The sequence below is a fragment of the Marinigracilibium pacificum genome (assembly GCF_012926615.1).
Taxonomy (GTDB): domain Bacteria; phylum Bacteroidota; class Bacteroidia; order Cytophagales; family Cyclobacteriaceae; genus Mangrovivirga; species Mangrovivirga pacifica.
Genome location: NZ_JABBNU010000011.1, coordinates 211,534 through 234,880, shown reverse-complemented (window position 1 = coordinate 234,880; position 23,347 = coordinate 211,534). Strand labels below are relative to the sequence as shown.

Annotated in this window: 22 protein-coding genes; 2 read left to right on the top strand and 20 right to left on the bottom strand. The window is 35.7% G+C overall.

Going from position 1 to position 23,347, the window contains the following annotated elements:
• Window position 1 precedes the first annotated feature (1 nt).
• From HH304_RS17715 to hisG, 6 genes are all read right to left on the bottom strand, one after another.
• On the bottom strand, window positions 2-961 hold the full coding sequence (locus HH304_RS17715; RefSeq protein WP_169684608.1) for a calcium/sodium antiporter: 960 nt from the start codon (window positions 959-961) through the stop codon (window positions 2-4).
• Between the two features lie 63 nt (window positions 962-1,024).
• Complete coding sequence (locus HH304_RS17710) at window positions 1,025-1,927, bottom strand: alpha/beta hydrolase (protein ID WP_169684607.1); 903 nt, start codon at window positions 1,925-1,927, stop codon at window positions 1,025-1,027.
• Window positions 1,927-3,024: a bifunctional histidinol-phosphatase/imidazoleglycerol-phosphate dehydratase HisB gene (gene hisB, locus HH304_RS17705; RefSeq protein WP_169684606.1), complete on the bottom strand. Its 1,098-nt coding sequence runs from the start codon at window positions 3,022-3,024 to the stop codon at window positions 1,927-1,929. The genes HH304_RS17710 and hisB overlap by 1 nt, the downstream gene beginning before the upstream one ends.
• Window positions 3,025-3,033: 9 nt before the next feature.
• Entirely contained in the window at window positions 3,034-4,131 is a 1,098-nt protein-coding gene (gene hisC, locus HH304_RS17700; RefSeq protein ID WP_271711681.1) for a histidinol-phosphate transaminase, read from the bottom strand.
• Window positions 4,088-5,380: a histidinol dehydrogenase gene (gene hisD, locus HH304_RS17695; RefSeq protein ID WP_169684605.1), complete on the bottom strand. Its 1,293-nt coding sequence runs from the start codon at window positions 5,378-5,380 to the stop codon at window positions 4,088-4,090. Before hisD ends, hisC begins: the two co-directional genes overlap by 44 nt.
• Before the next feature lie 21 nt (window positions 5,381-5,401).
• Entirely contained in the window at window positions 5,402-6,259 is an 858-nt protein-coding gene (gene hisG, locus HH304_RS17690; protein WP_271711680.1) for an ATP phosphoribosyltransferase, read from the bottom strand.
• Window positions 6,260-6,580: 321 nt separating this feature from the next.
• Here hisG and HH304_RS17685 point away from each other — a divergent pair, with 321 nt between their 5' ends.
• Window positions 6,581-6,967: a PH domain-containing protein gene (locus tag HH304_RS17685; RefSeq protein ID WP_169684604.1), complete on the top strand. Its 387-nt coding sequence runs from the start codon at window positions 6,581-6,583 to the stop codon at window positions 6,965-6,967.
• Between the two features lie 2 nt (window positions 6,968-6,969).
• Here the strand turns inward: HH304_RS17685 and HH304_RS17680 are convergent, their stop codons facing one another.
• From HH304_RS17680 to rocF, 12 genes are all read right to left on the bottom strand, one after another.
• Window positions 6,970-7,323: a translation initiation factor gene (locus tag HH304_RS17680; RefSeq protein ID WP_169684603.1), complete on the bottom strand. Its 354-nt coding sequence runs from the start codon at window positions 7,321-7,323 to the stop codon at window positions 6,970-6,972.
• A 57-nt stretch (window positions 7,324-7,380) separates the two neighbouring features.
• Window positions 7,381-8,082 carry a sulfite exporter TauE/SafE family protein gene (locus HH304_RS17675; RefSeq protein ID WP_169684602.1) on the bottom strand — a complete coding sequence of 234 codons (702 nt, stop codon included), beginning with the start codon at window positions 8,080-8,082 and terminating at the stop codon, window positions 7,381-7,383.
• Window positions 8,079-8,519: a FixH family protein gene (locus tag HH304_RS17670; protein ID WP_169684601.1), complete on the bottom strand. Its 441-nt coding sequence runs from the start codon at window positions 8,517-8,519 to the stop codon at window positions 8,079-8,081. The genes HH304_RS17675 and HH304_RS17670 overlap by 4 nt, the downstream gene beginning before the upstream one ends.
• Window positions 8,520-8,523: 4 nt before the next feature.
• Window positions 8,524-9,963 (bottom strand): cytochrome c oxidase accessory protein CcoG, encoded by a 1,440-nt coding sequence (gene ccoG, locus HH304_RS17665; protein ID WP_169684600.1) that lies wholly within the window; start codon window positions 9,961-9,963, stop codon window positions 8,524-8,526.
• Window positions 9,964-9,972: 9 nt separating this feature from the next.
• Window positions 9,973-10,854 (bottom strand): cbb3-type cytochrome c oxidase N-terminal domain-containing protein, encoded by an 882-nt coding sequence (locus tag HH304_RS17660; RefSeq protein WP_169684599.1) that lies wholly within the window; start codon window positions 10,852-10,854, stop codon window positions 9,973-9,975.
• A complete protein-coding gene (locus HH304_RS17655) occupies window positions 10,851-11,039 on the bottom strand; it encodes a cbb3-type cytochrome c oxidase subunit 3 (protein ID WP_169684598.1) in 189 nt (62 codons plus the stop codon). Before HH304_RS17655 ends, HH304_RS17660 begins: the two co-directional genes overlap by 4 nt.
• A 4-nt stretch (window positions 11,040-11,043) precedes the next feature.
• Window positions 11,044-13,185 (bottom strand): cytochrome-c oxidase, cbb3-type subunit I, encoded by a 2,142-nt coding sequence (gene ccoN / locus HH304_RS17650; protein ID WP_169684597.1) that lies wholly within the window; start codon window positions 13,183-13,185, stop codon window positions 11,044-11,046.
• Window positions 13,186-13,285: 100 nt separating this feature from the next.
• On the bottom strand, window positions 13,286-13,459 hold the full coding sequence (gene ccoS, locus HH304_RS17645) for a cbb3-type cytochrome oxidase assembly protein CcoS (RefSeq protein ID WP_169684596.1): 174 nt from the start codon (window positions 13,457-13,459) through the stop codon (window positions 13,286-13,288).
• Window positions 13,456-15,891, bottom strand: coding sequence for a heavy metal translocating P-type ATPase (locus HH304_RS17640; RefSeq protein ID WP_169684595.1), 2,436 nt, complete (start codon window positions 15,889-15,891; stop codon window positions 13,456-13,458). Before HH304_RS17640 ends, ccoS begins: the two co-directional genes overlap by 4 nt.
• A 91-nt stretch (window positions 15,892-15,982) precedes the next feature.
• Window positions 15,983-16,876, bottom strand: a complete 894-nt coding sequence (locus tag HH304_RS17635) for a 1,4-dihydroxy-2-naphthoate polyprenyltransferase (RefSeq protein ID WP_169684594.1) — start codon at window positions 16,874-16,876, stop codon at window positions 15,983-15,985.
• 1 nt (window position 16,877) lies between these two features.
• Window positions 16,878-18,662: an arginine--tRNA ligase gene (argS, locus tag HH304_RS17630; protein ID WP_169684593.1), complete on the bottom strand. Its 1,785-nt coding sequence runs from the start codon at window positions 18,660-18,662 to the stop codon at window positions 16,878-16,880.
• Between the two features lie 22 nt (window positions 18,663-18,684).
• Window positions 18,685-19,635, bottom strand: a complete 951-nt coding sequence (gene rocF, locus HH304_RS17625; RefSeq protein ID WP_169684592.1) for an arginase — start codon at window positions 19,633-19,635, stop codon at window positions 18,685-18,687.
• Window positions 19,636-19,925: 290 nt separating this feature from the next.
• On the opposite strand from rocF, the gene HH304_RS17620 reads away from it, so the two are divergent.
• Window positions 19,926-21,317, top strand: coding sequence for a type III PLP-dependent enzyme domain-containing protein (locus HH304_RS17620; protein WP_169684591.1), 1,392 nt, complete (start codon window positions 19,926-19,928; stop codon window positions 21,315-21,317).
• 6 nt (window positions 21,318-21,323) lie between these two features.
• On the opposite strand, the gene HH304_RS17615 is transcribed toward HH304_RS17620, so the two are convergent.
• Window positions 21,324-22,682 (bottom strand): sensor histidine kinase, encoded by a 1,359-nt coding sequence (locus tag HH304_RS17615; protein WP_169684590.1) that lies wholly within the window; start codon window positions 22,680-22,682, stop codon window positions 21,324-21,326.
• An 85-nt stretch (window positions 22,683-22,767) separates the two neighbouring features.
• Complete coding sequence (locus HH304_RS17610; RefSeq protein ID WP_169684589.1) at window positions 22,768-23,295, bottom strand: D-glycero-alpha-D-manno-heptose-1,7-bisphosphate 7-phosphatase; 528 nt, start codon at window positions 23,293-23,295, stop codon at window positions 22,768-22,770.
• Between the last annotated feature and the right edge of the window lie 52 nt (window positions 23,296-23,347).

Sequence of the window (23,347 nt, the reverse complement as noted above, 5' to 3'; positions counted from 1 at the left end):
ATTACCCTCTGAGGAACAAATGATAAATATATCCGGCATATACAAGTAAAAAAACAACGCCTTCGTATCGGGTAATAACAGATCTTTTTCCTACTATAATAGATAGAATCAATAAACTTGAACTAATGATGATCATCATTATATCACTATTATTTACAGTTTCGAATTCTATCGGTGTAATAATCGAACTTATACCTAATATCCATAGCAGATTAAAAATATTACTTCCGATAACATTTCCTACAGCCAATTGTGTTTTCTTTCTGTATACTGCGACTACCGAAGTTACCAATTCAGGAAGTGAAGTACCCAGAGCAACTAATGTCAATCCAATAAAGCTTTCGCTTAATCCAAATAACTTAGATAATTCTATTGCACCATCAACCACCCATTTCCCGCCTAAAAAAAGGCCTATTATACCAATTATGATAAAAGCAATACTCTTAACTATAGGTTGTGTATTAATGGTTCCTTCAATAACATCATCATGCTTTTCTTTTGCATAATTGTATATATAACCTAAAAACAAGGCAAAAAAGAAAAGCAAAATAATCCCTTCTGTAAGATCTAAACTTAGCCCGACTTTGGATTCAGAAAATATAGATACATTAGCAAAGTACCCAACTAATAAAGTTGCAGTTAAACTAAAAGGAATTTCAATAAACAGCGTATTTCTCTTTATCGGTAGTTGGTTGATACATGCTGACAGGCCTAAAACCAATAAAATATTTGCAACATTGGATCCAAGGACGTTTCCTACTCCAATTTCACTTTTACCCTGAATTCCTGCCATAATATTAACCAGCAATTCAGGCATACTAGTTCCTATTGAAACTATTGTAAGACCAATAATAAAATCAGAAATATTGTATCTTTTAGCAATAGATGACGCCCCATCTACTAATATATCAGCGCCCTTCACCAGAATCACAAATCCAATAACAAAAAGGATGTATACCATAAATAAAAAAATTTGTTTGAAGATATGAAAAGGAAATCATCATCCAAAACAAGATTCTACGAATCAATCCGAGTTGACGATAAATTCAGCAACTTTAAATAATGCCTTGTTTGCTTCGGGTAAACTTGGTGCTAAAAAATGCCACACATGAAACATCTTATCCCATATATCAAGCTTAACCACATTTCCTGCCGAAACTGCCTTTTCAGCCAGTTTGACAGAATCGTGTAATAAAATTTCAAAGCTCCCTACCTGAATCAAAAGCCTCGGTAATGAATGAAGATCGCAATTAAGGGGAGATGCATATTCATTATCAGACCTGATCTGTGATTCATCTGCATAATAACTGGCCATCATTTTTAAATCAGCAGGCTTGAACATATGATCCTTTCCTTCAGGTAAATCATAAATTCCCGAATCTATATCCAGATTAACCCATGGTGAAAGCAAAACCAGACTATCTACATTTTTCTTTAGATTATCTCTTCGATAAAGCGCGACACTTAAAGCCAGGCCTCCTCCACTTGAGTCTCCCATAAGATGGATTTTTTTCAATTTTGGAGAACTATCTAATAAATAATCAATCACCAAACTGATCTCTTCAATTGCCTTTGGATATTTACTTTCCGGAGCGAGGCTGTATTCTACTCCATAAACAGGAAAATGGCAGGCTTTAGAAACCTGCCCCATCAACGATAAATGTGTTTTTACACTACCAAAACAAAATCCTCCGCCATGTACAAATACAATTGCCTGGGTATCATTTACTCTTCCTGAAGTAACTCTGGAAACGCCGATACCATTAACATTGAATTTTATTTGTTCTAGTCCACTTAAATGACTTACTCTGGAAGCTAGCTTATTGAAAATTCTTCTGACTACTTTTGGATGAGCAGTTCTACCACCTCTTTTTTTATCCTGGAGAGACAAAAGATACCGGTAATAACTACTCTTGATGCTGGACATTATAACATTCCTTTGGTTGAAGGTAATTGATTTAGTTCATCTTCATTTCTCGCCACTGCAAACTTAATTGCTTTCGCCCATGCTTTAAATATAGCCTCTATTTTGTGGTGTTCATTATTTCCTTCAACTTTTATATTCAAATTACATTTTGAAGCATCAGAAAAAGATTTAAAAAAGTGATAAAACATTTCGGTAGGCATATCTCCTATCATCTCTCTTTTAAATTCAGCTTCCCAAACAATCCATGGCCTTCCGCCAAAATCAATAGCTACCTGTGCTAAAGAGTCATCCATCGGCAACAGAAACCCATATCTATTTATACCTCTTTTGTTCTTAAGTGCTTCTGCAAATGCCTCACCGAGTGCAAGTGCTGTATCTTCAATGGTATGGTGCTCATCAACATGCAGGTCGCCTGAGACCTTAATACTCAAATCAATCCCTCCATGTTTACCTAACTGATCAAGCATATGATCAAAGAAGCCCAAACCTGTTGATATATCTGTTTTACCTGAACCATCAAGATTTAAGGATACTAAAATATCTGTCTCATTGGTTTTTCTGATCACTGTTCCTTTTCTTGAAGGCAAGGCAAGAAACCTGAATATCTCTTCCCATGAGGTTGTAGACAAACTTGCTCCCTCAGCTTTTTCTTCACCAATAAATATTCCTCTTGCACCAAGGTTTTCAGCTAACTGAATATCAGTTAATCTGTCACCAATTACATATGAGTTCGCCAAATCATAATTACCGGTCATATACTTTTTTAGCATACCAGTACCCGGCTTTCTTGTGGGAAGATTTTCATGTTCAAAAGACTTATCAATATGAATATCGTCAAATTCGATACCTTCAGCCTTCAGTATCTCAAGCATTTTATTATGAGCCGGCCAAAAAGTATCCTCCGGAAAAGAATTAGTACCCAGACCATCTTGATTTGTAACCATTACCAACTTGTAATCTGTTAGCTGGCTAATCTTTTTTAAATTTGAAATGGCTCCGGGTAAAAATGATAATTTCTCGAGACTATCAACTTGAAAATCCGTTGGTGGCTCTACGATTATAGTTCCGTCTCTATCTATAAAAAGTACTTTGTTCATTTGTCTGATTTAGTTAATTGGTTGTGAAATTAAGGTTGATAGTTCGTTTATCAGTATATCATTTTCTGAAGGTGTCCCGATAGTAATTCTCAAACAATCATCACAGAGAAGTACATTAGACCTGTTTCTAACAACTACTCCTTTTTCAATTAAATCCCGATATAGTTTACCAGCACCTTCAAGCCTTACTAATATAAAATTAGCATCTGATGAATATACCTTTTTGACGGTAGAAAGTTTAAGTAATTTTTCACTGATACGTTTTCTTTCTGCAACAATTACAGAAACCCAGTCACCAACTGATTTAAAATTATCAAGAGCCTTCGAGGCCAGTTCTTGAGTAGCTTGATTTATGTTATATGGTGGTTTTATTTTATTCAAATAACCTATTATTTTTTCATTAGCAAAAGCCATCCCCAAGCGTAGTCCTGCCAATCCCCAGGCTTTGGAAAAAGTTTGCAAAACAACCATATTCTGATAACCTGATAGTCTGGTTAGCCAACTTTCTTCATTAGTAAAATCAATATAGGCTTCATCAATTACTACAAGTCCGTCGAAGGTATTCAAAATGGCTCTGATATCTTCAGAATTCAACAAATTCCCTGAAGGGTTATTGGGTGAACATAGGAAGATCATTTTGACATTGGCATCAATAGCGTTAATAATCGAATCAACATCTAATTGAAAATTTTCAAGCAAGGGAACTTCAACATTTTTCACATTATTGATATCAGCAGAAACCTTGTACATACCATAGGTCGGAGGTGTTGTGATAACTTTATCTACACCCGGCTCACAAAACAATCTAAATAAAAGGTCGATTGGTTCGTCGCTACCATTCCCAAGGAAAATATTTTCAATTTCAACTCCCTTCAAAAGACTAATCTTCTTCTTTACATTTCGTTGTAAAGGATCGGGATATCTGTTGTAAGAAGATCCATCTGCAGACCCGAAAGGGTTTTCATTGGCGTCAAGAAAAACAGATGCAGTACCTTCAAACTCATCTCTGGCCGATGAATAAGGTTTTATACCTCTTAAATGAGGTCTAATTAAGTTATCTATTTCAACCATTGCTTTCAAGTTTATCAAGTCTGATTTTAACTGCATTTTTGTGTGCCTCCAGTTGCTCAGCCTCAGCCATAAGCATTACTGTTTGTCCGATATTTTTGAGTCCGGTTTCAGTAATTTTCTGGAAGGTAATTTTCTTTAAGAAACTATCTACAGAGACCCCACTATAAGCTTTAGCAAACCCATTTGTGGGTAAAGTGTGATTGGTACCACTGGCATAATCACCAGCCGACTCAGGAGTCAGGTCTCCAATAAATACAGAACCAGCATTCACTACTCCATCTGCCATCGAATCTGCACTTCTACCACATAAAATAAGGTGTTCAGGAGCATATTCATTGATCAAATCAATAGCCTTACTTTCATTTTCAATCAAAATTGACAACGAATTTTCTAATGCTTTTGCGGCAAAATCTTTTCTAGGTAGATATTCAATCTGAATTGTAAGTTCATTTTGAACCTTTTGTATTAAATCTTCCTCAGTAGTTACAAAAACAACCTGACTATCAACACCATGTTCAGCCTGAGATAGAAGGTCAGATGCTATAAATGCAGGATTTGCACCTTCACCGGCATAAACTAATACTTCAGACGGGCCGGCAGGCATATCGATTGCAATCCCTTCACTATTAAGTAATTGCTTTGCAGCTGTAACATATTGATTTCCAGGCCCGAAAATTTTAAAAACCTTAGGTACAGTTTCCGTACCATAAGCCATTGCAGCAATAGCCTGAGCGCCACCAATTTTATAAATCGATGATACACCAGCTACTTTTGCAGCATATAACATAGCTGGATTTACCTGTTGCTGTTTATCTGGTGGAGTACAAAGAACAATTTCTTTACATCCGGCAATTTTTGCTGGCAAAGCTAGCATCAATATCGTTGAAAATAGTGGTGCTGTTCCTCCCGGGATGTACAACCCTACTTTCTCAATAGCCACTGACTTTCGGTAACATGTTACCCCTGGCATAGTCTCAATAACCTCTTCCTGAATAAGCTGTGCCGAGTGAAATGCTTTTATATTTTCTGCAGCTTGATCAATAGCTTTCCTCAAATCTTCTGCAACAAGGTTATCGCAATTATTTATTTCCTCAGAAGAGATTTTCACTTCGGGAATACTGATGTCGTCAAATTTCTGGCAATAAGTATTTAAAGCTTCATCACCTGAATTCTTTATATCATTAAGTATAGGACCAACAACTTTCGCCATTTCAGATATATCAGCTGTGGGGCGAACAAGAATATCTTTCCAAATACTCTTTGAAGGATTTTTAATTATTTTCATAATCGTCTCTGGCTGAATTTTTTACTTAATCATTTTTTCAATCGGAACCACAAGTATGCCTTCTGCTCCTGCTTCTTTAAGCTTTTCTATTCTCTCCCAGAATTCATCTTCATTTATTACAGAGTGAAGACTACTCCAACCCTCTTGTGCTAATGGTAAAACAGTAGGGCTCCTCATTCCAGGAAGAATACCAATTATTTCTTCTACTTTGTCATTTGGAGCGTTAAGTAAAATATATTTATTGTTTTTACTGTTTAAAACAGCATCAATTCTAAAAATTAGCTTATTTAAAATATCCTTTTTAGCCGGATCCATATCAGGAGAAGAAACAAGAACTGCTTCTGAATTAAAAATAACATCTACCTCCTTTAGCCCATTCATAAATAAGGTACTACCCGAACTTACGATATCACAAATACCTTCAGCAAGACCAATACCAGGAGCTATTTCAACAGAACCTGAAATCTCATGTATATCTGCATTAATCCCTTGTTTTGAGAGGTAGTCACCCAATAATTTCGGATATGAAGTAGCAATGTTTTTACCCTCAAAGTATGAAATACCTTCATATTTTTCTCCTTTTGGAATTGCTAGAGATAATCTGCATTTTGAAAATCCTAATCTTTTGTTGATTTCAAGTCCTTTGGATTTTTCGACTAAAACGTTTTCACCAACTATTCCCAAATCTGCCACTCCATCTTCTACATACCCCGGAATATCATCATCTCTTAAAAAAAGAAATTCAATTGGAAAATTTGATGCCTCTGCCTTCAGAGTTCCTTTCCCATTATTAAATTTTATTCCGCATTCTTTGATAAGTCTTAACGACTCTTCACTAAGTCTTCCTGACTTCTGAACTGCTATTTTTAGTTTGGTCATGATAAATTTTCTTCTGATTGAATAAAATAGAAATACTGAAAATTGTTTTCAGAATTTTTAAACGGGGTGCATACCCCTAATATGGGCGATATAGTGTAATTATTCCTCGTTAAGAGGAATGATGGAAATGATGATGTACATGAACACAAGGAACTGTCTGGGCAACAGCCTTTACCATATTGTTGATATGTTGTTCTGAATTATACATCTATGGCAAATGTATAACTCTATTTCTAATTATGAAAGAGAAGCTCATAAAAAATGGCAGTATGTATCTGACTTCCACTAAAAAGCTTCAAATAATATTAGTAAATTATGGTTATGGTAGTAAAAAGCAAACCCGGAGGACTCTATATTTCAATATTATTGATATTATTAATTATCACCACTTATGGTGTAGTAAGTAAATGGTGGGCATTTGCTGCGGTGAGTGGCTCAGTATTCTTGTTAATATTAACTTTTATCAAAACATATTACCGCATTCACAATGGATTTCTTTATATCATGTGTGGAATGTTATACAACAAAAAAGTTGATTTAAAAGAGCTCTCAAAAGTAGAAAAAGTTAATTCTTATGGACTGGCACCAGCACTATCTAATGATAGAATCAGGCTTTTTTTCATCAATGGTAATACAATTGATCTTTCAATGAATGAAGAACTCGAAGGAACATTTATTGATGAATTAAAAAAGGCATCGCAAGGATAATATCACCCTCCTGCCTTTTTGGCTCTATACCCTTTACTTGTCAGGTAATCTAAAACTTTGTCCCTGTTATCTCCCTGAATAATTATCTCACCGGATTTAGCAGTTCCACCAACTCCACATTTAGACTTCAATTCTTTACCTAAAGTTTTTAAATCGTCATCAGAACCAATAAACCCTTTAATCACAGTTGCGATTTTCCCTCCTCCTTTGCGATCTAGCCAAATTCTTAAATCCTGGTCTTGGGGATCAAGTGTTTCTTCCTCTGAATCATCATTGTAAGAATATTCAAAGTCATCACTGGTTGAAAATACAATTCCATCCCTGTCTTTAAACTTATTTTTCTTTTGCCGTGCCATAGCTATGTTTTTGGTAAAATTAGACAAGATATTTATGTTGACAAAAGATTTTTTAAATCAACCGCCACAGATGGTAATGGCTGCATCTCCTCCTTTTTTTACAATCTCCTGAAAATTTGGGCTAATAACATAGAATGATCGAGCAACCACAAGTAGTCCGATAATAAATACAAAGATTGCTGCCCTTCCGGAACTAAGTAACCGAAGTAAACCTGATCTAACTATAGGGAAAATAGAAATGAATAATAAAGCGGGCCAGGTGCCAAGCCCAAAAATCAACATAAATATAATAGAATCAGTAATATCAGGTTGGACCAATGCTGTTGCTAATGCAACATAAACTAAACCACATGGCAGGAAACCATTAAACATACCCAACATAAAAATACCAGGAAGACTTTGGGTATTATACTTTCTCAAAATTAATGCTTTGTATTTATTTATGAGTGCTGTGACAGGTTTTGAAACTACTTTTTCAAATTTTCTGATACCATTAAACATAGCTAATACCATTAGCATGACTCCAATGATAAGAGCAAAATAATGCTGGAACCCGGTTAGTTTAAGTCCAAAGCCAGCTAAGCCTATAGTCATCCCTAATAGTATGTATGTCAGCAACCTACCTGAATGATAGGTTAACTTCCTGGCAATCAGACCAAACCCGGAACTTTTAGAAGTCACCAGCATATCCAGCGGCCCACACATCAGCACACAGTGCCAACTCCCTGTTAATCCCAAAAGTAACGCCGGAAGTATCATTGTAAATAGATTGGTTTTTCAGTATAATATTCCTTCGAACTATCTTTCCAATTCAGCTTTAATAAATATTTTCCCTTTTCCATTAGGCTGATATCGAAAACATATGACGACCCCCGTTCATTTTTAACAAGGTTGATTTTTCTGTCATGAGCAGGATTATCGGCTCTGAAGAAATGTACCAATCCTTCCTCGGGAATATTATTTTCATCAAACTCTACCACCAGAACTCCTTCCTCATCATTGACACTTATTTCAGGCTTAACCGATAATGAATTGTAGTTTTCTACTTTATCAATCACACCCTGATAAGCAAGTTCTTCTTTATAGTATTCCTCTTCAACAAGATGAAAATCCTGTTTCATCGCTACAGTCACAAGTGTCCCCATGATGAGAATGAAAAACACAAATGCTAATATTATTTTATGTCCCCAGTTCATATTATTAATATTTTATTGGCCCCAGAAAATTGATCTTTTGTCTATCAATCAATTTATCATTACTATCATAAATACCTATCTTTACTGTCGTTTTAGTACTTTCCAGGTCTTCATTTGCAAACTTAAGAAGTAAGCTTCCTTCAAAACGCTCAGAGGCTTTCAACGTTAAAGAATTGGAACTTCCAACAGTAAGAATTGCAGCTTGATTATCGATTACTTTAAGATGGATATTCTGTTCCTTTTCTGTTTTATTTGTTAGCTGAACGTCATATAGGTTAATATATAATCCGGTGCTTTCTTCCTTCTGATAAGTAAAGCCTGGTTTTTTCTGTATTGTCAGACTTATATCACTTCTTGTAAATAATAAGAACCCGAAAAGAGTCATTAATACCACAAGAACCCCTGAATAAGCAACTCTTCTTGTAGTTACCAGTTTTTTAATACCATCTTTGATACTGTTATATGACGCATATCGAATCAGCCCTTTAGGCTTTCCAATTTTAGTCATCACATCATCACATGCATCAATACAAGCAGTACAATTTACGCACTCAAGTTGTGTTCCGTTTCTGATATCAATTCCCGTAGGACAAACGTGGACACATAATTTACAATCTATACAATCTCCTTTATCTGACTGTACTTCTCCTTTTCTAAGTTTTCCTCTTGGTTCACCTCTAACCCAATCGTAGGCAACAACAATACTGTCTTTATCCAGAAGAACACCCTGCAGTCTGCCATAAGGACAAACCACGGTACAGGCTTGCTCCCTGAAATACGAGAACACCCAAAAAAATATTCCTGTAAAGAAAACAAGACCTAAAAAGCCACTCCAGTTTTCAGTTGGTGGAGAGGTAACCAGATCCTTAACAGTTTCAATCCCTACCAGGTAAGCCATTGCTGTATGGCCGATAATGATTGAAATAATCAAGAAAATAGTATACTTTAATCCCCTCTTAAATATCTTTTTTGATGTCCAAGATTCTTTAGCCAGCTTTCTTTGCTGATTTGCGTCACCATCGATCCAGTATTCAATCTTTCGGAAAACCATTTCCATAAAAATGGTCTGTGGACAAGCCCATCCACACCATAGTCGTCCAAAAGCAGTTGTAAAGAGAATAACAGAAACAAAGAAAATGATCAGGATCAATGCCAGAAGAAAGAAGTCCTGGGGCCAGAACGCCTGCCCCAGAACATAAAACTTTCTTTCAAAGAAATTCATCAGCAAGAATGGATTCCCGTTAATCTTAATAAAAGGTGTTGCGAAAAACAGGATCAGCAAAAAGATCGATACAACATTTCTTAAGTAATAATAATTTCCTTTAGGCTTTTTAGGATATACCCATACCCTTTTTCCTTCACTATCAACTGTTGAAATAGAATCTCGAAATTCCTCATCATAAGAATATAAATCTTCCTGAAGATTACTTTTGCCTCCACTCATTATCTCTATCTAGTTTTCTTCGTATGTAAACTCTTCTCCTTGTGGTTCTTTTGGGTTTGCCGGTTCGGAACCATACATACTATGAATATAAGATGTTACATTTCTGATTTGAACTTTAGTTAACTGTGCCTCCCAGGAGATCATCCCTTTCTCCGGAACACCATTTTTAATGGTCATGTAAATATCAGTTGGCGATCCTCCATGCAACCAATATTTATCAGTAAGGTTAGGACCAACCTGGCCACCCATATCATTTCTATGACACACAGCACAGTTTGCTTCAAAGACCAGCTTACCGCTTTCAAGTTGAGCTGGATCTTCTGAGAATGCCAAATTAGATTCATCTACAACATTGGCAAACTTCGCTGCTTCCTCTTTAGCCTCAGCCATTGCAATTTCATATTCCTCAGCTTGTAAAGGAGCTGCATCAAATACATGGTAAACCATCATATAGATGACACCCCAGACGATACATATGTAGAATAGTGCCTTCCACCACGGTGGCAGGTGGTTATCAAGCTCTTTTATACCATCATAATCATGATCAAGCTCGATCGATTCTTCCTGCTCAATTGGAACAGCATTATTTATATCCGTTAACCAGCTACTCCAAGTTGTTTCTGAAAGCTCTTCAGCGGTTGCTCCCTCTTTAATTTTCTTTTCTCTTACGATCATTCTGATCACACTCAAGGTATAAACTGCAGCAACTAACACTAACAGAGCAACCATAAGCAGACCAAGAGTAAGCAATCCGATAATAATTTCAGTCTCAGAAAGACTATTTATCGTTTCGTAGAGTCCTTTGTCCTGAGCACTTATATTACCTGCAGAAATAAAGGCTAAAGCAGGTGCCAATATGCCTTTCAATGATATATGGTTAATGTATTTCATGATTTACTTTCAGCTTGAGGTGAAACATTATCATTAAGAGGTATTGAAGCAATTTCCTCAATCTCAGCTTTATCCTGAGTCATCACATAAATGGTTAATCCCACGAAGAACACCACAAATATGATCAGGCTAATTATCGGCCAGACGGCCACATTATCTATCTGTTCGAAATAGTGTTTAAACATGACTTTATTTATTTGCGGTTTCTTCAGAATTTCCTTTAATGTCTTTACCTAGTCGCTCCAAATAAGCGATCAGTGCAACAATTTCAGATTCAGGAACAATGACCTGATCTTTAAGCTCGGCATTTTGTGACTTAATTTCATTCACCACTTTATTAGCCTGAGCCATATAGTCTTGAACTGCTATTTCTTCATAACCTTCCTCATAAGGCACTCCCAGTGATCTCATAGCCGATATTTTAGGTAACACCTCGTTCGGATCAATAATATTTTCAAATAGCCACGGATAAGGAGGCATTATTGAGCCCGGAGATGTACTCGTCGGCTCATACATGTGACTATAGTGCCAGCTTTCTGTAAGTTTATCTCCTACCCTGTGTAAGTCCGGACCAGTTCTTTTTGATCCCCAAAGGAATGGGTGATCATAAACAAACTCACCAGCTTTTGAATATTCACCATACCTTACAGTTTCACTTCTGAAAGGTCTGATCATCTGTGAATGGCATGAATTACAGCCTTCTCTGATATAAATATCACGACCTTGCAATTCAAGCGGTGTATAAGGTTTCACACTACTGATCGTAGGTACATTTGATTCAATTAGGAATGTTGGAACCATTTCAATTACACCACCGATAAGGATGGCCACAAATGCTAAAGTGGTAAATACTACAGGCTTTCTTTCCAACACACTGTGCCAGTGACCACCAACAATCTTTTTCTTTTCAAGTGTCGGAGCTTCATCAGCTTCATTCCCAAGGAAGCTTCCTTGCTTGGCAGTCTTAACAAGGTTGTAAGACATCATTATCGCACCAGTAAGATATAATGCACCTCCAATGGCACGCATTACATACATTGGCTTAATAGCATTTACAGTTTCAAGGAAGTTACCATAAACAAGAAGCCCGTCAGGAGTAAACTGCTTCCACATCAAACTTTGAACTACACCAGCCACATACATTGGCAATGCATAGATCACGATACCCAAAGTGCCAATCCAGAAGTGTGTATTAGCAAGTTTAGTAGAGTAAAGCTTTGTTTGATACATTTTAGGAATCAGGTAATACATGATACCGAAAGCCATGAATCCATTCCATCCTAGTCCACCAATGTGTACGTGAGCAATAATCCAGTCACTAAAGTGGGCTATGGCATTAATATTTTTCAATGATAACAAAGGGCCTTCGAGAGTAGCCATACCATAAGCGGTAACAGCAACTACCATAAACTTAAGTACTGGTTCTTCACGTACTTTGTCCCAGGCACCTCTAAGTGTTAGTAAACCATTAAGCATACCTCCCCAACTTGGTGCAATAAGCATTATTGAGAAAACTGTCCCCAAAGACTGAGCCCAGTCTGGTAAAGAAGTATAAAGCAAGTGGTGAGGTCCGGCCCAGATATAAATGAATATTAAAGACCAGAAGTGAATAATCGAAAGTCGGTAAGAGTAAACCGGTCTGTTAGCAGCTTTAGGCAGGAAGTAATACATCAAACCTAAAACTGGAGTAGTAAGGAAGAATGCAACTGCATTATGTCCATACCACCACTGAACCAAAGCATCCTGAACACCTGCATACCATGAATAACTTTTCAGGAAAGTAACTGGCATTTCAAATGAGTTCACAACATGTAAAACAGCAACGGTAATAAATGTAGCGATGTAAAACCAGATTGCTACATACATGTGTCTTTCCCTTCTTTTCAGGATGGTTCCGATCATGTTGATACCAAAAACTACCCATATCAATGTAATTGCGATATCAATAGGCCACTCAAGCTCAGCATATTCTTTACTTGTCGTGATTCCCAAAGGTAGTGTAATTGCTGCTGCAACAATAATAAGCTGCCAGCCCCAGAAGTTTATCCACGACAGCATGTCGCTAAACATCCTGGCCTTTAAAAGCCTTTGCAGTGAATAATAAACTCCGGCAAAAACACTGTTTCCAACGAAGGCAAAAATAATTGCGTTTGTATGGAGCGGTCTAAGCCTTCCAAAACTTGTGTAAGGGATACCCAGATTCAAATCCGGATAAAATAACTGAATAGCGATGGTCAGCCCCACGAGCATCCCCACCAACCCAAATACCACAGTGGCTATTATGAAAGCCCTGACTATCCGGTTATCATACTCAAACTTTTCTAGTGTCATAATCTTATTAGGTTTCTGAATTCAATTTTCTCAAATTTGGTTACTAAGGTATTTGCCAGCTGACATGACTCAGCTGACAGGTTTCAGTCTGGCTACTGATTTATGTCATATTGCCGGATTCTTTACTTTTTCTGGTATTTGAATCAAACAGCATTCGCCTTGCAGGTGACTCAATATCATCGTATTGACCAGATCTGACAGCCCTGATAAACAAGACTAAAAAAACTAATGCGACCACAAGGCTGGTCCCGATGAGTATTAAAATTATTTTCATGTTCCTAAAATTTTATTACCAACATATCGAATCATCAAGGTAGAAAAAGCTACTACTGTTATAGAGCTCAAAGGCATAAGTATCGCTGCAAATACAGGTGTGAGTAAACCCAATGCTGCAAAAGTCAATCCTACCACATTATATAGCAGCGAAATGCATATTCCAGCCCACAAGATTTTACCAGCTGATCGGGAAAACCTTAGAATAGCAGGAAGCTTAATCAAAGTCTGACCAACAACAATAGCATCACTCGAAGGTGTAAATGAAGTTGTCCTGTCAGTAACTGCCAGCCCAAAATCTGCTGCTTTTAAAGCACCAGAATCATTCAGACCATCACCTACCATTAATACTTTGTGATTTAAGGACTTAAGCTCTTCAATGTACTCCAGCTTTTCATCAGGCTTTTTGTTAAAAAGCATGGTAGTTTTTTGACCTGAAATTGATTTCAAGTTCTCCTCTTCGGAATTATTATCACCACTTAGAATTGATAATTCATAACCTGCTTCATTCAGTTGATCAAATAACCTATCAATACCATTTCTATATTCAGGGTGAACCTCAAAAAAACCATAGTATTCACCATCTATTGATATACAAACAGATGATTTGGGAATGGTATCATCTGTTCCAATAAATTCTCTTGAACCCAGCTTGTACTCACTCATTCCGATTACTCCTGAAATACCTTTCCCAACAGACTCTTTATAATCCAGGACATCAACATGTCTTCCGGTATTATTTCCTATTAAAGCTTCTGAAATCGCAACACTTAATGGGTGAATTGACTGACTTGTAATCAATGCTATATTGCTTTTTTGAGCTTTGGTTAATGGCTTGCCTTTATAATTAACTTTGGAATTATCTTTTGTAGTGAGGGTTCCGGTTTTATCAAATACAACTTTTCTAATTTTGAGAAGTTTTTCAATTACATCTGCATTTCTCAAATAAAAACCAAATTGTCCTAATACACTTTGAGCTGTACCAAATGTATAAGGAACAGTGAGTGATAATGCACAAGGACATGCCACAATTAAAATTGCTGTGAACACTCTCACTGTCATTGAAGGTTCTGTGAAATACCAGTAAATCCCGAATCCAAAAGCCAGAACAAGTATCACTGCTGTAAAATATCGAGCTACCTTATTCATAATCCTGTCGGAAATGAATTGATCATTTTTACTGAAGATTTCGTTATTCCACAGTGAAGTCAGATAGCTTTGTGATAATACTTTCTTTACATTAAAAGTAGCCGACTGACCTATTAACTTTCCTCCGGCATAGACAAGATCCCCACGCTCTTTTCGTACAGGTCTTGATTCTCCAGTTACAAAACTATAATCTATTAAAACTGATTCTTGCGTAAGAATGGAATCAACAGGAATAACCTCATTATTTCTGATAAGTATTGTATCTCCTTCCTTTAGCTCTCTTACTGTCACCACCTCTTTAGCCATATCTCCTTTTAATCGATGCACAGCAAGAGGGAAATACGAAGTAAAACTTCTATCAAATGAGAGGTTTTGATAAGTTCGATTTTGAAACCATCTACCTGTTAATAAAAAGAATAGCAATCCGGAAAGTGAATCAAAATATCCGGGTCCGGTACCGGTAAACACCTCATATGAACTATAAAAAAACAAAGTGATAATACCTATTGAAACAGGTACATCGATATTCAAATACTTTTGTTTGATTCCGCTCCATGCAGATTTAAAATAGATGGTACTGCAATAAAAGAAGACAGGCAGGGCCAGCACAAAATTTACCAGACCAAAATAAGGAGCAAAAAAACTCAGATCTCCTTCCAACCCCAGATACTCCGGAAAACTCATTAGCATGATGTTACCAAATGAAAATCCGGCAACACCTATTCTAATCATCAGGCTTCGGGAGTTTTTCTCGAGTCTTTCAGATTCTTCATTTTCAAGAGAAATATGGGGAGGATAACCAATGTTTTTGAGTAGAGTGGCAAGATGTTTTAATGATAATACCTCAGGATCATAATCAATAGTAACCTTCTTCTTGCCAAAATCAACAGTCGATCGAAGAACACCATTATTTAACCGGTAAAGATTTTCGAGTAACCAGAGACATGAACTACAATGAATTGCAGGAATATGAAAAATTACTTTATTAAAATTCTCTGATGAATACTTGATGAGTGAGGATTGTACTTCTTCATTTTCAAGAAAATCAAATATCTCATCACTATCGGTAACCTTTACACCTGGTTTATCTTCAATGTTATAATAATCAGTTAATCCATTTGCAGATAAAATTTCATAAGCAGTTTTGCACCCTGTACAACAAAAAGACTCACCATCAAAATGAATAACATCATCCTCATGGTCTGGCAGGTAATCATCACAGTGTCTGCACTTTGTGTGACGACTTACATTAGAAGGTATATCTTGAAAAACTTCCGACTGCATTTTTATCTATCCTTATATAATTTACGAAGTAAAAATATAAGGACAAAGCAGACAGTCGCATGCTAATTATCACGAGTGCTAATGATATATATCAAGAATAGAGTAAACCGACTCCAAAAAGAATCACAAAAACCAGTGTAGAGGCAGCTAATTGCTTTAAATAAGGATCTAAATGCTTCGGGTCAGTTATTGTAGAAACGGCATATAAATTCCTTCCTAACAGAGGTATAACAAGGACAAATAGCCATTGCCAAGGCCCCTGATAATTCAAAAAAGTATACAATGCTGCACAAATAATAGCTCCAAACAACAAAAAGGAATGGTAAATGATACTTTTCTTTCTTCCGATTCGAACAGGGATACTATACTTACCAGCTTTAAGGTCAGAGTCTATATCTCTGATGTTATTTACATTTAATACACCGGTAGCTAATAAACCACAACTTGTTGCTGGTAATAAAATATCAAATGGAATATTCTCTGCAAATAAAAAGTAAGTTCCGGCTACACCAACGTATCCAAAAAAGAGTAAAACGAATACATCTCCAAAACCTTTATATCCATAAGGATTGCTTCCAGCAGTATAATTTACAGCTGCAAATATTGCAGCAACCCCAAGTCCAAGAAAAATAAATAGTAGTTTCAGGTTATCGCCAAAAGAGGCCAACAGTAATCCTACTCCACTAGTAAAGGCAAGTACACCGCAGATATACATTGCCTTTTTCATATGTTCTTTTGAAATTACACCAGACTGGACAGCTCTGGATGGACCTTGCCTGTCAACAGAATCGGCTCCATGGATACTATCACCATAATCATTTGCCAGATTTGACAATATTTGGAGAAGTATGGTAGTAGCGATTGTAAGTACAAATATCGTTAAAGACCAATGCCCGTTATCTCTCGCCAAAACAGCACCCATTCCAACGCAGGCAATAGCCAATGGAAGGGTTCTTAACCTGAAAGCTTCAATCCATGCCTTCATATTACATTCTTTCAGGTACGTTGATACCAAGAAGTCCCATAGCGAGTTTGATTACTCGAGCTACCTGTGCACTTAATGCAACTCTGAAAGTTCTTAACCCTTTATCCTCCTCTCCTAAAATCATCAACTCGGCATAAAACCTGTTATATTCTTTAGCAAGGTCATAGATATAATTTGCAATAACAGCAGGGCTTAGCTCATCAGCGGCTAAAGCTAATTTATTGTGATAATCAGCAATGTGATATATCAAGTCTTTTTCGGTATTCGAAAGTGTTATATTCCCTTTCAACTCCTCTTTATAAGGAATTTCCAGTTGGTCTGCCTTTCTTAAAATTGCAGAAATCCTTGCATGGGTATATTGAATAAACGGACCTGTGTTACCTTGAAATTCAATTGATTCCTTTGGATCGAACAACATTCTCTTCTTTGGATCAACTTTTAGCAAAAAGTATTTTAAGGCACCTAATCCTAGAATTTCATAAAGTTCTGCAGCCTGCTCAGGAGTAAACCCATCAATCTTACCAAGTTCTTCAGTATGTTCTCTTGCTGTATCAATCATTTCGCTCATCAGATCATCAGCATCAACAACTGTACCTTCTCGCGATTTCATTTTCCCTGAAGGAAGGTCAACCATCCCATATGAAAGGTGGTATAATCCATTTGAATATGGTTTACCTAATTTCTTAAGCAAGGTAAAAAGTACAGTAAAATGGTAATCCTGCTCATTACCAACAACATAAATTGATTTATCAAATTTTAAATCTTTATATCGTTGATCGGCAGTACCAAGATCCTGAGTCATATAAACTGCAGTACCATCCTTACGGAGAAGTAATTTCTCATCCAGTTTCTCAGCTGTGAGGTCAGCCCAGACAGAGCCGTCATCCTTTTTATAAAAAACTTCCTTTTCAAGACCCTCATTTACAAGATCTTTCCCTAAAAGATAAGTGTCAGACTCGTAATAATACTTATCAAAGTCAACCCCCATTCGGTGGTAAGTCTGTTCAAACCCTTCATACACCCAGCCATTCATCTTTTTCCAAAGAGCAACTGTTTCTTCATCCCCTTCTTCCCATTTTTTGAGCATACTTTGTGCTTCTAAAAGAATTGGAGCTTCTTTTTTTGCTTGCTCTTCATCCATTCCGGTTGATACCAGATCAGCTATTTCCTGTTTATATGCCTTATCGAAAGCAACATAGTATTTCCCGGCAAGATGATCGCCTTTAATTCCAGAAGATTCAGGCGTCTCACCATTTCCAAATTTGACATAGGCTACCATTGACTTACAAATGTGTATCCCTCTGTCATTGATGATCTGTACCTTATCGACAGAGTATCCATTTGCTTTCAGGATGTTAGCTGTAGAATACCCTAAGAAATTGTTTCTCAGGTGTCCAAGGTGTAGAGGCTTATTTGTATTTGGTGATGAATACTCTATACAATAACGCTGGTCTTTTTGAGGCAACGTTCCGAAACTCTCATCTGAAATAATAGAATTTATATTTTCAAGAAAGGCACTATCAGTCAATGAAATATTCAAAAACCCCTTGACAGTATTAAAATCTTTAACTACATCACAGTTTTCTTTTAAATATTCTCCAATAACTGCTCCGGATTGCTCCGGGCCTTTTTTGGTTACACGAAGAAATGGGAATACAACAAATGTATAAGTACCTTCAAACTCCTTCCTGGTTGGCTGAAGTGATATATCTTCAGTAATTTCATGATCAAACTCTTTTTTAAAGGCATCTTTAATATGATCAATGATCTTTCCTTCTAAACTCATTTTCTTCGTGTGTGTGAATTAATTAGAAATTTTCTATTAATGATTTTGTAGTATTTTCAAGAATATCGAATGCAATTTCTGCCATTAGATTCTCTGTATCAAGAGTTGGGTTAACTTCAACAATTTCCCAGCAACAGACTTTTTTATCTTTTATTATTTCCTGGTTAAGGATTTTAGCTTCCTCAGCAGACAAACCACCAGGAACCGGGGTACCGGTACCTTTGGATACGCGAGAATCAATGCTATCTACATCAAACGAAACATAAATATTCTCACAATGGCTCAGCAATTCAGTGGCTTCTTTAGCTACCTGCATAATACCTTTCCGGCTTATTTCTTCTGGAGTAAAATTCTTAATTCCGTATTTATCCATCAGATGCTTTTCAGGTGCTTCTGTGTCCCTTACTGAAATGAAAACAATATCTTTAGGGTCAATCTTTGGCCCCTTTATTCCAACATTCTTTATATCTTCCCAGATTTCCCTGGTTCCTTCAGTAATGTTGTTGATCTGCATGTCTAGATTATCTTCTCCGGTAACCATAGCAAGTGGCATACCATGCATATTTCCGGAAGGAGTAGTGTAAGGTGAATGCAAATCAGCGTGGGCGTCTATCCAAATTACTCCAAGACGCTGCTTAGGTCTATTTTTCTTTATTCCACAGATTGTGCCCGCAGCAGTTGAATGATCACCGGCCAATACAATCGGGAAACGTTTTTCGTTCATTACTTCGTTAACGGTAGAACATACTCTTCTTACCATTGTATGCACTCCATCAATATGCTTGGCATGTGGATAAGCATTTTTTACAAAAAGCAGGTTATTTTCGTCATCTACGTTAACAGATTCAAAAGTACCGAAATACTCGGAATTCATATCCAGGCTGGCAACCTTCAGAGCTTCGATTCCCAGACTCGCTCCTCTGGTACCGGCAGCTATCTCCGAACGCACTTCGATTAATTTTACCTTATTCATTTGGGCTATTGGTTAATGATTTTTTAATATTCAAAAATACTAAACAGAAATCGCAAAAATAAGACGATTGAAATATAAAACCACTTTGAATTGTAGTTTAGTTCGTTCAAACTTTTTCTCAATAAAGCTTTATTACAATATTTTCAGTAATTTAAAATCCAGGTATTCATATTACTATCGCAAGAACGGATAAATATTTGGATTTTTTCACACAGTTTTATGATAGGAATTCAAATAAAATAATTGATAATTGCATGTAGTTAATTGGTTTACAAAATAACCTTTATTTAATGAAAAGTTATTTCGATCTTATTGAACAGACTTTTTATTTTCCGCAAGATGAATTTAAAGTCCAAAACAATGAACTCTTATTCAATGATATTCCTCTTATGGATATCATTAAACAATATGGCACCCCATTAAGGCTTACTTACCTGCCAAAGATTGGGCAAAACATTAATGCTGCCAGAGAATGGTTTAATAAGGCAATCAAGAAACATAATTATGATGGTTCTTATACATATTGCTATTGTACAAAATCTTCTCATTTTAAATTTGTCATCGATGAAGCATTAAAAAACAATGTCCACATCGAAACGTCTTCAGCTTTTGACATAAAGATTGTTGAGTCTTTATTCAAAAATGGCAAAATAACGAAAGACCATTATATAGTATGTAATGGTTTCAAAAGACCAACTTATACAGAATATATTTCTAATCTACTTAATGATGGATTTCATAATTGTGTTCCGATTTTGGATAATATGAAGGAACTCGATTATTATGAAACCCATGTAAAAGGAGAATATAAATTAGGAATTAGAGTAGCTGCTGATGAAGAACCTAAGTTTGAGTTTTATACCTCCAGATTGGGAATCAGATATAATGAAATTGTAGATTTCTATAAGGATAAAATCAAAGGAAAATCAAAAGGAAAGCTTAAAATGCTTCACTTCTTTATTAATACTGGCATCAGAGATACTGCCTATTACTGGAGTGAGCTAAGCCGATTCATTTATAAATACTGTGAATTAAAAAAGATCTGTCCTGAACTAGATACTATTGATATCGGAGGTGGCTTTCCAATTAAAACCTCATTGGGTTTTGAATATGATTATGAGGCAATAGTTGACCAAATAATTGAAAATATTAAATGGATTTGCAACAAGAACCATGTTCCTGTACCTAATATTTTCACAGAATTTGGAAGCTTTACTGTTGGTGAAGCCGGAGCATTCATCTACAACATTCTTGATCAGAAGCTACAAAACGATAAGGAGTTATGGTATATGATTGATTCATCTTTCATTACCAACTTACCTGACAGCTGGGGACTAAATCAAAAGTGGATTCTATTATCTATCAATAAATGGGATGATAATTTTCATAAGGTCAACCTGGGTGGGTTAACATGCGATAGTATGGATTACTACAATTCTGAAATGCATAGTTCGGAAGTATTCTTACCAAAAATTGAAGATAAAAACCCACTTTATATCGGATTCTTCCATACTGGGGCATATCAGGAAACATTAGGTGGTTACGGAGGAATTCAACATTGTTTAATTCCAGCACCTAAACATGTAGTGATTGACAGAGACGAAAATGGAGAAATAACATCGTATTTATTTAGAGAGGAACAAAAAAGTGAAGGAATGCTTAAAATTCTAGGATACGATTAAGATAAATTAATTTATAGGGATAGAAACTTTAACTTCTGTCCCTTTTTTATTTTCTCCAACAATATCAATTTCCCCTCCTACTTTATCTAATTGAGCTTTAACCAGATATAATCCATATCCTTTTCCCTCAAAGGAATGTTCATTTTTATTATACATCCCAATTTCTAGCTTCTTACTACCTATTTCAAATCCTATACCGTTATCTTTTACTTCAAACAACACATTATCTCCTTCCTTTTTAAGTCTAATATCTATAAAAGGAGACTCTTCTTGAGATGAAAATTTAATAGCATTATGGATAATATTAAAAAATATGTTATCAAAGTAACCCTCAAGAGCATTAATATATAACTCTTTTTCTTTCGTTACATCAACTTTAGCATTTACCTGTTTTATATAAGAATTAAGCTTAACTAATTGAACATCAAGAATTTCAGACAAATCAACCGGTACTAAACTTATATCATCACTGATCTCTACATTGACTACTTGAGACAAATCATCTGCAATTTCCTTCAGATCACTAGTTGACGCCCTTAGTCTATAAATTATTTCTTGCACGTTAAAATCATCGGTAAAATCAACTGGAATAATTTGAAGAAGACCTGAAATCTGAGCAATAGGTAGTTTTAAATCATGGGCAATAATTGAAGCAAATTTCTCAAGATTCTTATTCTTTCTTTTTAGCTCAGCATTCTTCTCTTTTAACTTTTGATTTTGCTTAACCAAATCAATTTCTAATCCGATTGAGTGTTGTTGAAGTTGTATATTCTGATTGGATATGATCTTATTCTGGCCTTCAATTTTATTATTTTTTTCCTTCAGAAGAGATATCATATCTTGGTTTTCATCATGTATTCTGAGATAATGCTTTTTATATTTAAACAAAATGAAGGATGTCAATACCAGAACGATAACTAGCATTAAGGCATGACTGATCAAATGATTTGGATATTCGAACTTCCTTACTTCTTCGTTAAACGAATATTCAATTATGAAAAGAATTATAACATTGGTAATGAAGAAAAAGAGAATGACATGTCTTTTCGAATTATCATAGATCACCAAAAAAAACAATAGAAGTAATATGATAACAACAGAATTATTTCCTTTAAACCCACCAGATTGAAACCAGGAAACATTCAAAATAAGTAAAATTAGAGCTCCATATAATCTTGCATACCTAAGCGTCTTATCAGACTTGACTGATAAAAAATAAAAAACTGAAGATACAATAAGGGTTCCTAATTCAAATGCTACCAGGTAGTGATCAACGACAATAAATAAATTATTAATCATCAATAGCACGGAGGCAATAATACTTAGTAAAAGTACCCTTAAAAATATTTTTCTCTCTGGAAACATTCAGGGGTTAACAATAAAAATATCTGGCTCAATTAACTAAATGCCATTATACAAAATAAAATTTTAAAAAGTAAATCATTAACTACTATGACTTTAGAATTTTTTCAACGAACTGTTCAAAATTGCCTACTACAATATCAGCATAATCAAATTCATTGGTAATTCCACAAGTGGTAATTCCAAGTTTTTTAGCTGGCAATAGATCTCTATCCTTATCTCCAATCATATATGATTTAGAAGGATCAATTTCATATTGATGGATTGCTCTTTCAAACATTAGTTTTTCAGGCTTTCGAGCTATTGACCTTGATTTGGTAGGGTGCCATGGACAATAATAAATTGCATCAATTATACCTTGTGCTTGATCATTAAAAAATTGATGACAAGAATTCATTTCTTCTCTTGTGTATAACCCCCTGGAAATTCCTGCCTGATTTGTTATTATGATAAGTTTATAGTTGAAGCCCTTTAACTTTTTTAATCCTTCAATTACTCCTGGCATAATTTCAAAATCCTCTATTTTAAAAGTATACTCTCCTCTTTCTCTGTTAATTACCCCATCTCTATCCAGAAAAACAGCCTTATTTTGATATGAACCAAATCCCTTTTTCATAACACTAATTAACAAGTTTTTAAAAAAATTGCATCACTTTTAGCTGTATATC

Excerpts from the sequence above, each read along its gene's own strand:
- ccoN (WP_169684597.1), bottom strand. The coding sequence starts at position 13,185 with ATGACACTAGAAAAGTTTGAGTATGATAACCGGATAGTCAGGGCTTTC.
- ccoS (WP_169684596.1), bottom strand. The coding sequence starts at position 13,459 with ATGAAAATAATTTTAATACTCATCGGGACCAGCCTTGTGGTCGCATTA.
- hisG (WP_271711680.1), bottom strand. The coding sequence starts at position 6,259 with ATGACCAAACTAAAAATAGCAGTTCAGAAGTCAGGAAGACTTAGTGAA.
- argS (WP_169684593.1), bottom strand. The coding sequence starts at position 18,662 with ATGAGTTTAGAAGGAAAGATCATTGATCATATTAAAGATGCCTTTAAA.
- HH304_RS17640 (WP_169684595.1), bottom strand. The coding sequence starts at position 15,891 with ATGCAGTCGGAAGTTTTTCAAGATATACCTTCTAATGTAAGTCGTCAC.
- HH304_RS17710 (WP_169684607.1), bottom strand. The coding sequence starts at position 1,927 with ATGTCCAGCATCAAGAGTAGTTATTACCGGTATCTTTTGTCTCTCCAG.
- HH304_RS17715 (WP_169684608.1), bottom strand. The coding sequence starts at position 961 with ATGGTATACATCCTTTTTGTTATTGGATTTGTGATTCTGGTGAAGGGC.
- hisB (WP_169684606.1), bottom strand. The coding sequence starts at position 3,024 with ATGAACAAAGTACTTTTTATAGATAGAGACGGAACTATAATCGTAGAG.
- rocF (WP_169684592.1), bottom strand. The coding sequence starts at position 19,635 with ATGAATAAGGTAAAATTAATCGAAGTGCGTTCGGAGATAGCTGCCGGT.
- HH304_RS17675 (WP_169684602.1), bottom strand. The coding sequence starts at position 8,082 with ATGATACTTCCGGCGTTACTTTTGGGATTAACAGGGAGTTGGCACTGT.
- HH304_RS17685 (WP_169684604.1), top strand. The coding sequence starts at position 6,581 with ATGGTAGTAAAAAGCAAACCCGGAGGACTCTATATTTCAATATTATTG.
- HH304_RS17660 (WP_169684599.1), bottom strand. The coding sequence starts at position 10,854 with ATGAAATACATTAACCATATATCATTGAAAGGCATATTGGCACCTGCT.
- HH304_RS17655 (WP_169684598.1), bottom strand. The coding sequence starts at position 11,039 with ATGTTTAAACACTATTTCGAACAGATAGATAATGTGGCCGTCTGGCCG.
- HH304_RS17670 (WP_169684601.1), bottom strand. The coding sequence starts at position 8,519 with ATGAACTGGGGACATAAAATAATATTAGCATTTGTGTTTTTCATTCTC.
- HH304_RS17610 (WP_169684589.1), bottom strand. The coding sequence starts at position 23,295 with ATGAAAAAGGGATTTGGTTCATATCAAAATAAGGCTGTTTTTCTGGAT.
- ccoG (WP_169684600.1), bottom strand. The coding sequence starts at position 9,963 with ATGAGTGGAGGCAAAAGTAATCTTCAGGAAGATTTATATTCTTATGAT.
- HH304_RS17680 (WP_169684603.1), bottom strand. The coding sequence starts at position 7,323 with ATGGCACGGCAAAAGAAAAATAAGTTTAAAGACAGGGATGGAATTGTA.
- hisC (WP_271711681.1), bottom strand. The coding sequence starts at position 4,131 with ATGCAGTTAAAATCAGACTTGATAAACTTGAAAGCAATGGTTGAAATA.
- HH304_RS17635 (WP_169684594.1), bottom strand. The coding sequence starts at position 16,876 with ATGAAGGCATGGATTGAAGCTTTCAGGTTAAGAACCCTTCCATTGGCT.
- HH304_RS17615 (WP_169684590.1), bottom strand. The coding sequence starts at position 22,682 with ATGTTTCCAGAGAGAAAAATATTTTTAAGGGTACTTTTACTAAGTATT.
- hisD (WP_169684605.1), bottom strand. The coding sequence starts at position 5,380 with ATGAAAATAATTAAAAATCCTTCAAAGAGTATTTGGAAAGATATTCTT.
- HH304_RS17620 (WP_169684591.1), top strand. The coding sequence starts at position 19,926 with ATGAAAAGTTATTTCGATCTTATTGAACAGACTTTTTATTTTCCGCAA.